Here is a 13,240-nt window from a genome sequence, read left to right as displayed (position 1 = left end):
GAGTCTCGATGTTCAAGAAAATCCTGATCGCGAATCGCGGCGAAATCGCCTGCCGCGTGATCAAGACTGCGCGCCGCATGGGCATTTTGACCGTCGCGGTCTATTCGGATGCGGATCGGGACGCGCTGCATGTCGAGATGGCCGACGAGGCTGTGCATATCGGCCCGGCCGCGGCATCGGAGAGTTATCTGGTTGCGGAAAAGATCATTGCCGCCTGCAAGGCAACCGGCGCCGAGGCAGTGCATCCCGGCTACGGCTTCCTGTCCGAACGCGCCTCCTTCTGCGCTGAACTGGAAAAACAGGGCATCATCTTCATCGGCCCGAAGCCGAAAGCCATCATGGCGATGGGCGACAAGATCGAATCGAAGAAATTCGCCAATGCAGCCGGTGTATCCACCGTGCCCGGCCACCTCGGCATCATCGAGGATGCCGCCCATGCGGAAGTGATATCGGGCGGGATCGGTTATCCCGTCATGATCAAGGCCTCGGCCGGCGGCGGCGGCAAGGGCATGCGCATTGCCTGGAACGAGGCGGAAGTGCGCGACGGCTTCGAGCGTGCCCGCTCGGAGGCGAAAAGCTCGTTCGGCGACGACCGCGTCTTCATCGAGAAGTTCGTCGTCGAGCCACGCCATATCGAGATCCAGGTCCTCGCCGATGCGCATGGCAACGCCGTCTATCTCGGCGAGCGCGAATGCTCGATCCAGCGGCGGAACCAGAAGGTGGCGGAAGAGGCGCCCTCGCCCTTCCTCGATGAAGCGACCCGCAAGGCGATGGGCGAACAATCGGTGGCGCTGGCGAGAGCCGTCGATTACCAGAGCGCCGGCACCGTCGAATTCATCGTCGACCGGGACCGCAATTTCTATTTCCTCGAAATGAACACCCGCCTGCAGGTCGAGCATCCCGTGACCGAACTCGTCACCGGCATCGACCTCGTCGAGCAGATGATCCGTGTCGCAGCCGGAGAGCCCCTTCCCTTTTCCCAGGAGGATATCAGGCTTGACGGCTGGGCGGTCGAGAGCCGGCTCTATGCCGAGGATCCCTATCGCAACTTCCTGCCCTCGATCGGCCGCCTGACGCGCTACCGGCCGCCTTCGGAAGGCAGGGCCGGCAATGTGGTCGTCCGCAACGATACCGGCGTCTTCGAAGGTGCGGAGATCTCGATGTATTACGATCCGATGATCGCCAAGCTCTGCACCTGGGCGCCGACGCGGCTGGAAGCGATCGAGGCCATGGGTCAGGCGCTCGACGGCTTCGTCGTCGATGGCATCGAGCACAATGTTCCTTTCCTGTCGGCGCTGATGAAACATCCGCGCTGGCGCGAGGGCCGGCTTTCCACAGGCTTCATCGCCGAGGAATATCCCGATGGCTTTGCGCCGATGAAACCGGACCGGGCGGAAGAGGCCGTGCTTGCCGGCATCGCGCTTTCCGCCTCGCTGATCGAGACGAACCGCCGCGAACGTTTCGCCGATCGTCTGCGCGCCGCAGCGGGCGCGTTGCGCGAGGATTGGGTGGTCAAGATCGGCGACAACCACGTCGCGGCAAGATTGCTCGACGGCCTCGTCACCATCCCCTTCGATATGGATATCGCAATCGATGGGGCGATAGAGGGCGAGAGCCAGAATATTGTCACCGATTGGAGACCGGGCGACCCAGTCTGGAGCGGCAAGGTCGGCGGTCGCGACGTCACCGCGCAGATCCGCCCTGTTCTGAACGGTTTGCGTATCGACTGGCAGGGGCTTTCAGTGACGACCAAGGTCTTTTCGCCGCGTCATGCCGAGCTCGACAGGCTGATGCCGGTGAAGCTGCCGCCCGATACTTCCAAGCTCCTGCTCTGCCCGATGCCCGGCCTCGTCGTCGCCATCGCGGTGGCCGAGGGCCAGGAGGTCAAGGCCGGCGAGACGCTTGCGATCGTCGAAGCGATGAAGATGGAAAACGTGCTGCGCGCCGACCGCGATCTCGTCGTCTCGAAGATCAATGCCGCGGCCGGCGAAAGCCTGGCCGTCGATGCCGTGATCATGGAATTTGCCTGAGGCAAAAGTGGCAGGCCAGACCTTCCGCGCTCGGCCTACCGCCTAGCGAAGATTGGCCGTGACAAAGCAAATCGCGATCGACGCGATGACCAACCATCCCATACCGCTGGATGACATCAACAGGGGCTGTGAGCTGATGCAATCCGGATGTCTATTCGCAGCCTAAACCTTGTTTTGATCGTATATGGATTTGCTAAAGAACTGGAAATTGAAACTACGATACGGAAAGCTGAAAACTGCTTTCCGCCACTTTACCGTTATTGCAGAGGGAGAGATCATAAACTCCAATCCAGACTTCGGTACCACGGCGGGCTCGGCAGCCTTCTTTACCATACAAGCTTGGGCGACCGACAATGACCAAGCTGTTGATATGATCGTGACGATTGGTCGGGATTTGGGATTTAGCGCGTCCAGGCGAATCTATGTTTACTCGACCGAACCGCAGCAGCCTCCGACAGAGGCTCCTCATGCGTACGGCTTGAACTTTCATCAGTACCTTCGCGAAGATTAGCAAAACAGGGGCAACCATTTCCTCGCTTGAAGTCAGCGTTCCCGTCGTACATATACGGAAAACCTTGAGCTCATGCATTCCGGCGAGAGCATCCGCAGCGTGGTCAAATGATGGCTCCGACTACCTACACAACCGACCTCAAGGGTCTTGACGAGTTCTCCGCGCGCGAACTTTACGACCTCCTGCGGATGCGCGTTGACGTCTTCGTCGTCGAGCAGAACTGCCCCTATTCCGAACTCGACGGCAAGGATATCGATGCTCTGCATCTGCGGCTGCTGGACGGCGCCGAGCTGCTGGCCTCGGCGCGGATCCTGAAACCGCATGAGCCGCAGGATGCGTCGAAGATCGGTCGCGTGGTCGTCTCGCCTGCCCATCGCGGCAAGCGTCTGGGCGATGCGTTGATGAGCGAAGCGATCACCGCCTGTGAGCGGCTTTATCCGGCAAATGCCATCGCCTTGTCGGCGCAGGCCCATCTGCAGCGCTTCTATGAATCCTTCGGTTTTATCGGGACATCGCAGGAATATCTGGAAGACGGCATTCCCCATATCGATATGGTCCGCCAGCGGGCCACGCAACCGGCATGAGGATATTGTCATGATCTACGTCGACGCCGATGCCTGCCCGGTGAAACCGGAAGTCCTGAAGGTGGCCGAACGTCACGGCCTCGAAGTCACCTTCGTTGCCAATTCCGGCCTGCGCCCCTCGCGCGATCCGATGATCCACAACGTCATCGTCTCCAACGCCTTCGACGCCGCCGACAACTGGATCGCCGAACGCGCCGGCGCGGGCGATGTCGTCGTCACCGCCGATGTGCCACTTGCCGTGCGCTGTGTCGCGACCGGCGCCTTCGTCAGCGGCCCCGCCGGGCGCGTCTTCGACGAGACCAATATCGGCATGGCGAGCGCCATGCGCGATCTCGGCGCGCATTTGCGCGAAACTGGCGAGAGCAAGGGCTACAACGCCGCCTTCAGCCCGAAGGACCGCTCACGCTTCCTCGAAACCTTCGATCGCCTCTGCCGCCGCGCCAAAAGCCTTGCCGCGGAGGCTGGCGGGCAGCCGTGATGTGGCTCGCACAGGCTCGCAAGAAACGGGTGGCATGGCAGCCATGCCGATTCCTACCTTGAAGTCGGCCGTTTCCTCACGCATATAGGCGCTATCGCAGACGACTGCGGCATCCTCCGGGATGCAACCGTCGCGGGGACGGCCTCGCTCTTGAACAAGGAGAGTCGCATGGCCTGGTTTCTGCTTTTTCTCGCCGGTCTTTTCGAATGTGGCTGGGCGATCGGCCTTAAGTATACCGAAGGCTTCACACGGCCGATGCCGACGGCGCTGACCGTCATATCGATGGTGATCAGCATCGTGCTGCTCGGCCTGGCGGTGAAGCATCTACCGATCGGCACCGCCTATGCGGTCTGGACCGGCATCGGCACGGTCGGCACCGTATTCCTCGGAATCTGGCTGCTTGGCGATGAGGCAAGTGTCTCCCGCCTTGCCTGCATCACGCTGATCGTCGCCGGCATCGCCGGCCTCAAGCTTACTGCCTGACATGAAGCTGAGGGGCGTCACCGACGCCCCTCAGTGTATCGTTCAGGCTGTCTTGCGGTTATCGACGGCAAAAGCGCCGGGACCGGAGAAGACCAGGTAGAGGAAAACGAAGCAGAACAGGATCGCGGCGTCGCCCTGGTTGACGGCCGGGAAGAAGCTGCTCGGGGCATGCGCCATGAAATAGGCGACCGCCATTTCGCCGGCCAGCAGGAAGGCGACCGGACGCGTCAGTAGGCCGACGAGAATGAGGATGCCGCCGACAAGCTCGAGAAGGGCGGCGAACAGCATCAACGGCGGCAACGAGCCCGACATCTGCGAAGCCGGGAAGCCGAAAAGCTTCATCGTGCCGTGTTCGATGAACAGCAGCGCGGTGATGATTCTGAGCGCAGCCAGCCCATAGGGCTGATAGGCGGAAAGACGGTCGAAAGTTGACATTAAAACCCCTCTTTAAAAGACACAGCCGAGCGTTAACCTGTCCTCGCCAAGGATTGAACACACGGATTGCTGACATCCGTTCACTTTTTCGACAGCAGCTAAACGCCTGAATGGACGGTCTTATTCGCCCGCGCCATGGTCAAAGCGGGATGTTGTCGTGTTTCTTCCACGGATTGGCGAGATCCTTGTTGCGCAGCATCTTCAAACCGCGCGCCAGCCGCCGCCGGGTCGAGTGCGGCATGATCACCTCGTCGACATAACCGCGCTCGGCGGCGACGAAGGGCGAGAGGAACCGGTCCTCGTACATTTTCGTGTGCGCGGCGATCTTCTCCGGATCGGCAATATCCTTGCGGAAGATGATCTCGACAGCGCCCTTGGCGCCCATCACGGCGATCTGCGCCGTTGGCCAGGCATAGTTGAGGTCGCCGCGTAGATGTTTCGACGCCATCACGTCATAGGCACCGCCGAAGGCCTTGCGGGTGATGACGGTGAGCTTCGGCACCGTCGCCTCGGCATAGGCGAAAAGCAGCTTGGCGCCGTGCTTGATGAGGCCGCCATATTCCTGCGCCGTACCCGGCAGGAAACCCGGCACGTCGACGAAGGTGACGATCGGAATGTTGAAGCAGTCGCAGAAGCGCACGAAGCGGGCCGCCTTGCGCGAGGCGTCGCTGTCGAGAACGCCGGCCAGCACCATCGGCTGGTTGGCGACAAAACCGACGGTCGAGCCTTCGACGCGGCCGAAGCCGCAGACGATGTTTTTGGCAAAGCTCGCCTGGATCTCGAAGAAATCCCCCTCGTCCGCTACCTTCCGGATCAGTTCCTTGATGTCATAAGGCTTGTTGGAACTCGCCGGCACCAGCGTATCGAGCGAGGCATCGACATCTGTCACCGACTGGTAACATTCGATCTCCGGCAACGGCGCCGTATTCGAAAGTGGCAGGAAATCGATCAGCCGGCGCACCTGCAGCAGCGTTTCGACATCATTCTCATAGGCGCCGTCGGCAATCGACGAGCGCACCGTATGCACCACGGCGCCGCCGAGTTCTTCTGCTGTCACCGTCTCGTTGGTGACGGTTTTGACCACGTCCGGCCCGGTGACGAACATGTAGGAAGTATCCCGTACCATGAAGATGAAATCGGTCATCGCAGGCGAATAGACGTCGCCGCCGGCGCAGGGACCCATGATCACCGAGATCTGCGGAATGACGCCGGAGGCGAGCACATTGCGCTGGAATACCTCGGCATAACCGCCGAGAGCTGCCACGCCCTCCTGGATACGAGCGCCGCCCGCATCATAGATGCCGACGATCGGCGCGCGGTTCTTCAGCGCCATGTCCTGCACCTTCATGATCTTCTCGGCATGCGCTTCCGATAGCGAGCCGCCGAAGACGGTGAAGTCCTTTGCGAAGACGAACACGGTGCGGCCATTGACCGTGCCCCAGCCGGTGACGACGCCGTCGCCGGCAATGCGGCTCTTGTCCATGCCGAAATCGGTGGAGCGGTGTTCGACGAACATGTCGAATTCCTCGAAGGAGCCTTCGTCGAGGAAGAGATCGATGCGCTCGCGCGCCGTCAGCTTGCCGCGCTTGTGCTGGGCGGCGATGCGCGCCTCGCCGCCGCCGAGGCGGGCGACGTCGCGGCGCCGTTCTAGTTCTTCGAGAATTTCCTTCATGTGACCTCCCTCGCCGCTGCGGCGGCAATCCGGCGGTTAGAGCGTCGCGCTATCGAGCGCGCCCGCTGAGTGAGAAAACCGAGCGTATCCTTGCGGCGGCATCCTCGGCCAGGATCTCGTCGGCAAGCTTGGGATCGGCAGCGATGCTGGTGACGTCGAAGGCGCTGACGGCGATGACCGAACCGTCCTCGACCGAGGCCGCGTCGATGCTGATCTTGGCGACGTTGCGGTCCTTCTGGAAGCCGAGGCCCTTCTGGACGGAAACCACGCGGATCGTTAGCACCACCCGCGGCAGCACGGTGTCGCGCACGGTGGCGTTGATCGCTGCGTTGACGCGGTCATTGATACCGGAAAGCAGCACGGCCGGCATGTTCGGACCTGAGAGAACGACGGCGCTACGCACATCATAGACCGGCGCCGCCGGCTTGGTGGCCGAGAGGCTGCCGCAGGCCGTGAGCGCGACACAGACGAGTGTCGCCCGGCAAAAACACGACCTCAGCCAATTCATTGCAAAATCCCGCACACCCCGTTGGAGTCGCAGACTTCGTCATAATGCATTGGAAGGCAATATGTTTCAGGCGCTTAGGGCGAAAAAAACATCGGCTGCGGCTTTGAACTCGGCAAAGCGCTTGGCCCGCCGCTCCTCGGCTTCCTCGTCGCTGCCCCAATGCTCGATCGTCCAGTCCTCGTCGAGATGGGCAAGCGACCAAGCCTCCTCCACCGTTACCCGGCTCTCGGCGAAGGCCAGCGCCAGGATCGCCGAGCCCGTCAGCGTGGTGACTGTGTGGAGGGCGGCCAGCGCCATCGGGCTATCATATCTCGCGAGCGTGACGGCGAAGGCGGCAATCGCCTCGCGCGGCTGCTCATGAGGCATCACCCCTTCGACGAGGATGAAGCGAGCGCCGAGATCGGTCGCCGCCCAGTCGATCACGGGATCCCAGTGCTCGGCCTGGCGCTCGACCAGCAGTTCCGGCTCCTCGGCGCGGTAGCAGATGAGGTCGCTGGATGAAAAACGCAATATATCCTCGAAGATCGCCTGCGCGTTGGCGGCAACGCCGTCGAGTGCGGTGTTGACGAGCCGGGTCACCGGCATGCTCACGGGATTGATCTCTTCGCCCTGGGCCTGCCATTCGGCGGCGACAAGCCGCGCCAGCGCTTCGGTCGGTACTGCGAGAACTTGACGCGCCGGCGTACGCACCATCTTGCCGTCGAGCGTGATCGCAAAACCACCCTCGTGCTCGGCAACGGAGACATCGGTATAGAAACGCTTCGGCAGCGGCTTCTTCATCTGGATCTGCGCGCGGCGGATGGGATCGGGATGGCTCAGGCCTTCGGAAAGGTCGTTCAGCAGATCGCGCATGGGCTCACCTCAGGAAAAATGACGCAATATGTCGTTCGGATGGTAGGCGATCGCATCAGCGCCGTTGGCGATCAGCTCATCCACGCTGGCATAGCCCCAGGCAACGCCGATCGCCTTGGCGCCAGCAGCCTTTGCCATCTGCATATCGTAAACCGCATCGCCGATGACAATGGTGTCGGCAGCATTCATGCCGGTTTCATCGCAGCATTCCGTCACCATGGCCGGATGCGGTTTGGAGGGGCAATCGTCGGCGGTGCGTGCGACGATGAAATGCTTATCGAAGCCATGCGTCTCCATCACAAGCTTGAGCCCGCGCCTGGATTTGCCGGTCACCGCGCCGATCAGCAGGTCTTCTCGCCCAGCCAGTGCGTCGATCATCTCGCGAATGCCGGGAAACAGCGGCTCCTTATAGTCAAGATCCTGACGCACGATCGAAAACAGCGATTTGTAATGCGCCGTCATGTCGATGTCTTGCTGCTCCACATGCGGCCTGCCCTGCATGCGGGCGATCGCAATATCGAGGGACAAGCCGATAATAGCCTTGGTGTCTTCAAATCGCGGTTCCGGCTTGCCGAACTTGTCGAAGGTCCTGCGCATGGTTTCGTGGATCAGACTGGCGCTATCGACCAGCGTGCCGTCGCAATCGAAAAGGGCCAGCTTCATTCGGCGTCCCTTTCAGCGCCGGCAAGGTCGAGACCGAGAAGGTTCCAGGTCTGCACCATATGCGCTGGCAGCGGCGCGCTGACGCGCAGGCGGCCGCCGGAGGGATGCGGGATGTCGATATGACGCGCGTGCAGATGCAGCTTCTTCTGCACGCCGCCTGGAAAATCCCAATTCGGATCGTCGTCGAAATATTTCGGATCGCCGATGATCGGGTGGCCGATATGCAGGGCATGGACGCGCAGCTGATGGGTACGGCCGGTATAGGGCTCCATCTCCAGCCAAGCGAGGTTCTGTGCCGCCGTCTCCAGCACGCGGTAGAAGGAAATCGCATGGTCGGCGCCGTCCTCGCCATGCTTGGCGATGCGCATGCGGTCACCGTCGGCGGTCGGCTCTTTGACGAGCCAGGTCGAAATCTTGTCCTCGTGCTTGCGCGGCACGCCCTTGACCAGCGCCCAGTAGGTCTTTTTGGTGTCGCGCTCGCGGAACGCCGCCGTCAGCTTCTGCGCCGCGCCGCGGGTGCGGGCGATGACGAGAACACCTGAAGTGTCGCGATCGAGACGATGGACGAGCCGCGGCTTCTCACCCTTCGGGCTGGTCCAAGCGTCGAGCATCTGGTCGATATGCCTGGCCACACCGGAACCGCCCTGGACCGCAAGACCGGGGGGCTTGTTGAGTATGATCACCTTTTCGTCCTCGTGCAGCACCATGCGCGACAAGAGTTGGAAATCCGTCGAATGTTTGAGATCCTTGCCGGCGATCGGTCCGGATTTCAGCTTCGCATCGACATCCATCGGCGGCACGCGCACCGTTTGGCCGGGCTGCACGCGCGCATCCGACTTGACACGTCCACCGTCGACGCGCACCTGGCCGGAGCGCAGTAGCTTCTGCAGCGGACCGAAGCCGAGCCCGGGAAAGTGCACCTTGAACCAGCGATCGAGCCGCATGCCGGCTTCGTCGGGTTCAACCTTGATATGTTCAATGCCAGCCATAAGAAATCTTTCGGAAATTGCTGCGCGGGCCAAGCCGGCGTTCTTGCCGCAGCCTTTAGAGCATTTTCACGCAAAACGGAAACCGGAAAAGAGATCAGGCCAAAGCGCGCATGACGGCGAGCCCGGCGATGACGGCCGCCATCGAAAGCCCGACGCTCGCAGCGATGTAAATGCTGCCGGCGACGGCCTCGCCGCGCTCGAACAGCGAGATGGCATCCAAGGAGAAGGCCGAGAAGGTTGTGAAGCCGCCGAGGAAGCCGGTGATCAGCAGGAGGCGCAGTTCCACCGAGGCGTTGAACTTCCGCGCAATCAGCTCGGCGAAGACGCCGATGACAAAGCAGCCCACGACATTGACGGCGAGCGTGCCCCAGGGAAATGCCGGACCCATGAGTCTCAGCGCCCACTGGCCGACATAATATCTGAGAAGAGAACCGATAGCGCCGCCGAAGGCGACGAGAAGAGCCTGGATCATCAGCCGGATTTATCGCAACTCCGCAGCGATTCCAATCGAGAAGGAATGAATTCTTACCATCCGGTAAAATGCCGATGATTTTCTTATAATGGCGCCAAGGTCGTGCCGATACGGTAACGGCATGACCCAGCTTCTGTCCATATCGGCCACCACTGCCGCCATTGCCTTCGAATCCCTCCGAATTCCGCAGCGTGTCGCGACGAGCACCGCCGCACGCGATGCGCGCCGCGTTGCCGACCGGCAGTTGAAGGCAGAAGGCACTGACGAAATAGACGAGCCCTCCAGCATCATCCAGTCGACCGAAGTGGCCCTCGACCTGATGGCCAAGGGCAACCGCCAGCCGCAAGCCGGCCTGAAACAGGCGCTGCGATCCTACGAAGATTTCTGAGGCCATCGCCTCCAAACGAAAGCCCGCGACTGCGATGTCAACTGCCCCCGAAAGTTGGACATCAACCTTCGGGGGCAATTCACATGACAGTCGCGGGCTTTTTTGTTTTAACTACAGCGCCGCGCGTCTTTTCAGATGCGCAAAGGACGCTATAGCACTTTGAATCGCTGCTCTCATTTGCCCTGGGCGGAGAGCACCTGCAGGACCAGGTCGACCTTGCCGGCCTTTTCGAAGGTCAGCGTCACCGGCACCGTATCGCCCTGCTTGAACGGCGTCTTCACCTTCTGGAACATCAGGTGCAGGTTGCCGGGCTCGAGCTTGACCGTCTCGCCGGCGGCAATGGCGATGCCGTCGTTCAGCTGGCGCATCCGCATGACATTGTCCTTCGTCACCATCTCGTGGATCTGAACCTCGCCAGCTGCGGGCGAGCTGACGGACACCAGGCGATCGTCCGCCTGGCCGTTGTTCTTCACCGTGAAAAAGCCGCCGCCGACCGGCTGGCCGGGCAGCATTGCCTTGGCGAAGCCGCCGGAGATTTCGAGATCGCCGGCCTTGACCGTGTCGCCAGCCGGTGCGGCGGCACCCGCCATAGCGGTCATGTCCATGCCGGCCATATCGTCATGATCGTGACCATGGTCTTCACCGGCAACGACCTTCAACAGCGGCGCCGGGCTTTTCATCCCATGCGCGTCTCCGCCTTCCTTGGCCACCTGATCCCAGGCCGCGACCGTGGCGCCGCACATCTGCGTCACCGGAAAAGCGAGCGAGGTGCCGGCTTCAACGCCCGATACTTTACCCTGGATAACGAAGGTGTCGTAGAAATCGTCGGAGAGATTGCCGTTCTTCCAGCGCACTTCGATCGCGCCTGTCTTCACCTTGTCGCCGTGATTGTCGTAGGTCTTCTGGTAGTCACCCTTGATCACCTCAAGCTCCCAGCCTGCCTTCGGCTGCGGCTTGGCGAAGACGAAACCTTCCGGCAGCTTGACCCGCACTTCCGTGGTCGCCTTGCCGTCGCAGCCATGCGGCACCTGCAGCGTGGCGAGAATGGTGCTGTCCTGCGTCGCCTCTCTGTCGAGGAAGGTCACATGCGCCTCGGCGCCGGCAAAGGCGGCCGCGGAAAGAACGGCGGCAAGCCCGAATGTCTTGCCAGATGTCTTGATAGTTTTCATTGGATGTCTCCTCGCCGGCCGCTGACTTCTCTCGGGCGGACCGGCATGCTGCTCATGATTGCGAAGGCAGATCAGGCGAGGATGGGAGGCGCGCGGGAATTTGGCCGGCTGACAGCGCTGGCACCAGCAACGGCTGACATTTCGATCGGCGCGTTGATCAGCGAGGCGAGTTTGCGCTCGAGCCAGGAGCTCGCATCCGGCATCGGCAGGATGACGGAGGCCGACAGTCGGCAGGCTTCGCAATTCGGTTTGAAGGCGAAGGTCTTGCCGTCGGCGTCCTTCACGGTGACGCAGAGCGAGGCGAAAGTGCCGTCGGGCAGCACATAGGCCGCGCTATCGTAGCCTTCGGAGGCGACAGCCTGCGGCGCCTGATGGGCAAGGCCGAGCAAAAGCAGGCTCAATGCGCAAAGCATGCGCAGGAAGAGCGTCGCTTTCAGTCCGGTCTGCCGCATGATATCCCCTTCAACAGCATGTCGCGATAGCCGGTTTCCCCGCGAAATGCAAAAGCAGATTGCCGTAGATCAGGGCTCAGCCGGCATATGGCGACAAAAAATTGTCCGGTCACGACATTTGGCCTTGCCAAGCGCTGCACCCGCCGGATAATTGCGCCAACCTTGTTGGGAGAAGCCGGTGCTTTCGCCACCGGTGCCGAAGGAGCAACCGCCCCGGAAACTCTCAGGCAAAAGGACCAGCAAGGGGCAGACGGAACTCTGGAGAGAAGCGTTCTCGAAACGCTCGCCGAAGGGATAACAATCTCAGGCAAAGGGACAGAGGGGGCTCAGGAGAGAAGTGCGCAGCCGCGCCTTCAGATTTGAGCCCGCGCCTTCGCGAGAAGGCGCAAACCCCGGAGGCGTCTTTTGGACGATACTGCTGCCCTGAAGAAAACCCCGCTGCATGCCCTGCATCTTTCGCTCGGCGCCCGCATGGTGCCGTTCGCCGGTTACGACATGCCGGTGCAATATCCCGCAGGCGTGATGAAGGAGCATCTTCATACCCGCGCCGAAGCCGGCCTCTTCGATGTCTCCCACATGGGCCAGGTCATCGTAAAGGCGAAATCGGGCAGCTACGAGGATGCGGCGCTGGCGCTTGAAAGCCTCGTGCCCGTCGACATCCTAGGCCTTGCCGAAGGCCGCCAGCGCTACGGCTTTTTCACCGACGACACCGGCTGCATTCTCGACGACCTGATGATCGCCCATCTCGACGACCACCTCTTCGTCGTCGTCAACGCCGCCTGCAAGGAAGCCGATCTCGCCCATCTCAAGGCCCATATCGGCGACCAGTGCGACGTCACGCTTCTCGATCGCGCTTTGATCGCGCTGCAGGGGCCGCGTGCGGTTGCGGTTCTTGCCGAACTCTGGGCCGACGTCGCGGCGATGAAATTCATGGACGTGCGCCACTGCCGCCTGCACGACGTTTCCTGTCTTGTTTCCCGCTCCGGCTATAGCGGCGAGGACGGCTTCGAGATCTCGATTCCATCAGACAAGGCCGTGGATGTCACCATGCGGTTGCTCGAACATCCCGATGTCCAGGCGATCGGCCTTGGCGCCCGCGATTCGCTGCGCCTGGAAGCCGGCCTCTGCCTCTACGGCAACGATATCGACACGACTACCTCGCCGGTCGAGGCGGCGCTGGAATGGGCCATGCAGAAGGCAAGGCGCGGCAACGGTGCGCGTGCCGGCGGCTTCCCGGGCTCCGGCCGCATCCTGTCCGAACTCGAGAACGGCGCTGCCCGCCGCCGCGTCGGCCTGAAGCCGGAAGGCAAGGCGCCGGTGCGCGGCCATGCCAAGCTCTATGCCGATGCCGAGGGCAAGGTCGAAATCGGCGAAGTCACCTCGGGCGGCTTTGGCCCCAGCGTCGAAGGCCCTGTCGCCATGGGTTACGTGCCGCTCTCCCATGCTGCGGCAGGCACGCTCGTCTATGCCGAGGTGCGCGGCAAATATCTGCCGACCACCGTCAGCGCCCTGCCCTTCGTCACACCGACCTACAAACGCTAAACCTTTTCCAGA

The 13,240-nt window shown here is 61.8% G+C and carries 16 protein-coding genes and 2 riboswitches; of the genes, 7 read left to right on the top strand and 9 right to left on the bottom strand.

The window, feature by feature from the left end:
* Positions 1–8 precede the first annotated feature (8 nt).
* The 5 genes from HX899_RS23200 (at position 9) to sugE (ending at position 4,086) form a co-directional block, all read left to right on the top strand.
* Entirely contained in the window at positions 9–2,030 is a 2,022-nt protein-coding gene (locus tag HX899_RS23200) for an acetyl/propionyl/methylcrotonyl-CoA carboxylase subunit alpha (protein ID WP_138389120.1), read from the top strand.
* A 184-nt stretch (positions 2,031–2,214) separates the two neighbouring features.
* Positions 2,215–2,541 (top strand): hypothetical protein, encoded by a 327-nt coding sequence (locus HX899_RS23195; protein ID WP_138389119.1) that lies wholly within the window; start codon positions 2,215–2,217, stop codon positions 2,539–2,541.
* 110 nt (positions 2,542–2,651) lie between these two features.
* Positions 2,652–3,125 (top strand): GNAT family N-acetyltransferase, encoded by a 474-nt coding sequence (locus tag HX899_RS23190; protein ID WP_181293547.1) that lies wholly within the window; start codon positions 2,652–2,654, stop codon positions 3,123–3,125.
* A gap of 10 nt (positions 3,126–3,135) precedes the next feature.
* On the top strand, positions 3,136–3,603 hold the full coding sequence (locus HX899_RS23185; RefSeq protein WP_181293492.1) for a YaiI/YqxD family protein: 468 nt from the start codon (positions 3,136–3,138) through the stop codon (positions 3,601–3,603).
* 168 nt (positions 3,604–3,771) lie between these two features.
* Complete coding sequence (gene sugE, locus HX899_RS23180; RefSeq protein ID WP_027667501.1) at positions 3,772–4,086, top strand: quaternary ammonium compound efflux SMR transporter SugE; 315 nt, start codon at positions 3,772–3,774, stop codon at positions 4,084–4,086.
* Positions 4,087–4,128: 42 nt separating this feature from the next.
* Here sugE and HX899_RS23175 read toward each other — a convergent pair whose 3' ends face one another.
* The 7 genes from HX899_RS23175 to crcB form a co-directional block, all read right to left on the bottom strand.
* The gene (locus HX899_RS23175) at positions 4,129–4,521 is read right to left on the bottom strand and encodes a DoxX family protein (RefSeq protein WP_003539944.1); all 393 of its coding nucleotides are present in this window, start codon (positions 4,519–4,521) and stop codon (positions 4,129–4,131) included.
* A gap of 139 nt (positions 4,522–4,660) precedes the next feature.
* Entirely contained in the window at positions 4,661–6,193 is a 1,533-nt protein-coding gene (locus HX899_RS23170) for an acyl-CoA carboxylase subunit beta (RefSeq protein WP_062944333.1), read from the bottom strand.
* A 49-nt stretch (positions 6,194–6,242) separates the two neighbouring features.
* Positions 6,243–6,701, bottom strand: coding sequence for a hypothetical protein (locus tag HX899_RS23165; RefSeq protein ID WP_181293491.1), 459 nt, complete (start codon positions 6,699–6,701; stop codon positions 6,243–6,245).
* Positions 6,702–6,767: 66 nt separating this feature from the next.
* Positions 6,768–7,553 carry an ATP12 family chaperone protein gene (locus tag HX899_RS23160; RefSeq protein ID WP_138329357.1) on the bottom strand — a complete coding sequence of 262 codons (786 nt, stop codon included), beginning with the start codon at positions 7,551–7,553 and terminating at the stop codon, positions 6,768–6,770.
* A gap of 9 nt (positions 7,554–7,562) precedes the next feature.
* Positions 7,563–8,216, bottom strand: coding sequence for an HAD-IA family hydrolase (locus HX899_RS23155; protein WP_181293490.1), 654 nt, complete (start codon positions 8,214–8,216; stop codon positions 7,563–7,565).
* Entirely contained in the window at positions 8,213–9,205 is a 993-nt protein-coding gene (locus tag HX899_RS23150) for an RluA family pseudouridine synthase (protein WP_180194121.1), read from the bottom strand. Before HX899_RS23150 ends, HX899_RS23155 begins: the two co-directional genes overlap by 4 nt.
* Before the next feature lie 94 nt (positions 9,206–9,299).
* On the bottom strand, positions 9,300–9,677 hold the full coding sequence (crcB, locus tag HX899_RS23145) for a fluoride efflux transporter CrcB (protein ID WP_138329354.1): 378 nt from the start codon (positions 9,675–9,677) through the stop codon (positions 9,300–9,302).
* Between the two features lie 121 nt (positions 9,678–9,798).
* Between crcB and HX899_RS23140 the strand changes: the two genes are divergently transcribed.
* Positions 9,799–10,065: a hypothetical protein gene (locus tag HX899_RS23140; RefSeq protein WP_138329353.1), complete on the top strand. Its 267-nt coding sequence runs from the start codon at positions 9,799–9,801 to the stop codon at positions 10,063–10,065.
* 173 nt (positions 10,066–10,238) lie between these two features.
* On the opposite strand, the gene HX899_RS23135 is transcribed toward HX899_RS23140, so the two are convergent.
* Together HX899_RS23135 and HX899_RS23130 are read right to left on the bottom strand one after the other, a co-directional pair.
* Positions 10,239–11,234, bottom strand: coding sequence for a copper chaperone PCu(A)C (locus tag HX899_RS23135; protein WP_181293489.1), 996 nt, complete (start codon positions 11,232–11,234; stop codon positions 10,239–10,241).
* Positions 11,235–11,305: 71 nt separating this feature from the next.
* Entirely contained in the window at positions 11,306–11,686 is a 381-nt protein-coding gene (locus HX899_RS23130) for a hypothetical protein (protein WP_181293488.1), read from the bottom strand.
* A 156-nt stretch (positions 11,687–11,842) separates the two neighbouring features.
* A riboswitch (glycine riboswitch) is annotated at positions 11,843–11,931 on the top strand.
* A gap of 3 nt (positions 11,932–11,934) precedes the next feature.
* Positions 11,935–12,015: riboswitch (glycine riboswitch) on the top strand.
* Between the two features lie 76 nt (positions 12,016–12,091).
* Between HX899_RS23130 and gcvT the strand changes: the two genes are divergently transcribed.
* Positions 12,092–13,228 carry a glycine cleavage system aminomethyltransferase GcvT gene (gene gcvT / locus HX899_RS23125; RefSeq protein ID WP_138389107.1) on the top strand — a complete coding sequence of 379 codons (1,137 nt, stop codon included), beginning with the start codon at positions 12,092–12,094 and terminating at the stop codon, positions 13,226–13,228.
* Positions 13,229–13,240: the final 12 nt, after the last annotated feature.

Source organism: Rhizobium sp. WYCCWR 11146, from assembly GCF_013591995.1.
Lineage (GTDB): Bacteria > Pseudomonadota > Alphaproteobacteria > Rhizobiales > Rhizobiaceae > Rhizobium > Rhizobium indicum.
The sequence above is the reverse complement of the archived record's forward strand: the minus strand, read 5'-3'. Positions and strand labels throughout refer to the sequence as shown.

Coding starts and splice junctions, on each gene's coding strand:
- HX899_RS23200 (WP_138389120.1), top strand. CDS start 9: ATGTTCAAGAAAATCCTGATCGCGAATCGCGGCGAAATCGCCTGCCGC.
- HX899_RS23165 (WP_181293491.1), bottom strand. CDS start 6,701: ATGAATTGGCTGAGGTCGTGTTTTTGCCGGGCGACACTCGTCTGTGTC.
- sugE (WP_027667501.1), top strand. CDS start 3,772: ATGGCCTGGTTTCTGCTTTTTCTCGCCGGTCTTTTCGAATGTGGCTGG.
- HX899_RS23170 (WP_062944333.1), bottom strand. CDS start 6,193: ATGAAGGAAATTCTCGAAGAACTAGAACGGCGCCGCGACGTCGCCCGC.
- HX899_RS23135 (WP_181293489.1), bottom strand. CDS start 11,234: ATGAAAACTATCAAGACATCTGGCAAGACATTCGGGCTTGCCGCCGTT.
- HX899_RS23185 (WP_181293492.1), top strand. CDS start 3,136: ATGATCTACGTCGACGCCGATGCCTGCCCGGTGAAACCGGAAGTCCTG.
- HX899_RS23140 (WP_138329353.1), top strand. CDS start 9,799: ATGACCCAGCTTCTGTCCATATCGGCCACCACTGCCGCCATTGCCTTC.
- HX899_RS23130 (WP_181293488.1), bottom strand. CDS start 11,686: ATGCGGCAGACCGGACTGAAAGCGACGCTCTTCCTGCGCATGCTTTGC.
- HX899_RS23155 (WP_181293490.1), bottom strand. CDS start 8,216: ATGAAGCTGGCCCTTTTCGATTGCGACGGCACGCTGGTCGATAGCGCC.
- HX899_RS23195 (WP_138389119.1), top strand. CDS start 2,215: ATGGATTTGCTAAAGAACTGGAAATTGAAACTACGATACGGAAAGCTG.
- HX899_RS23160 (WP_138329357.1), bottom strand. CDS start 7,553: ATGCGCGATCTGCTGAACGACCTTTCCGAAGGCCTGAGCCATCCCGAT.
- HX899_RS23175 (WP_003539944.1), bottom strand. CDS start 4,521: ATGTCAACTTTCGACCGTCTTTCCGCCTATCAGCCCTATGGGCTGGCT.
- HX899_RS23150 (WP_180194121.1), bottom strand. CDS start 9,205: ATGGCTGGCATTGAACATATCAAGGTTGAACCCGACGAAGCCGGCATG.
- HX899_RS23190 (WP_181293547.1), top strand. CDS start 2,652: ATGGCTCCGACTACCTACACAACCGACCTCAAGGGTCTTGACGAGTTC.
- crcB (WP_138329354.1), bottom strand. CDS start 9,677: ATGATCCAGGCTCTTCTCGTCGCCTTCGGCGGCGCTATCGGTTCTCTT.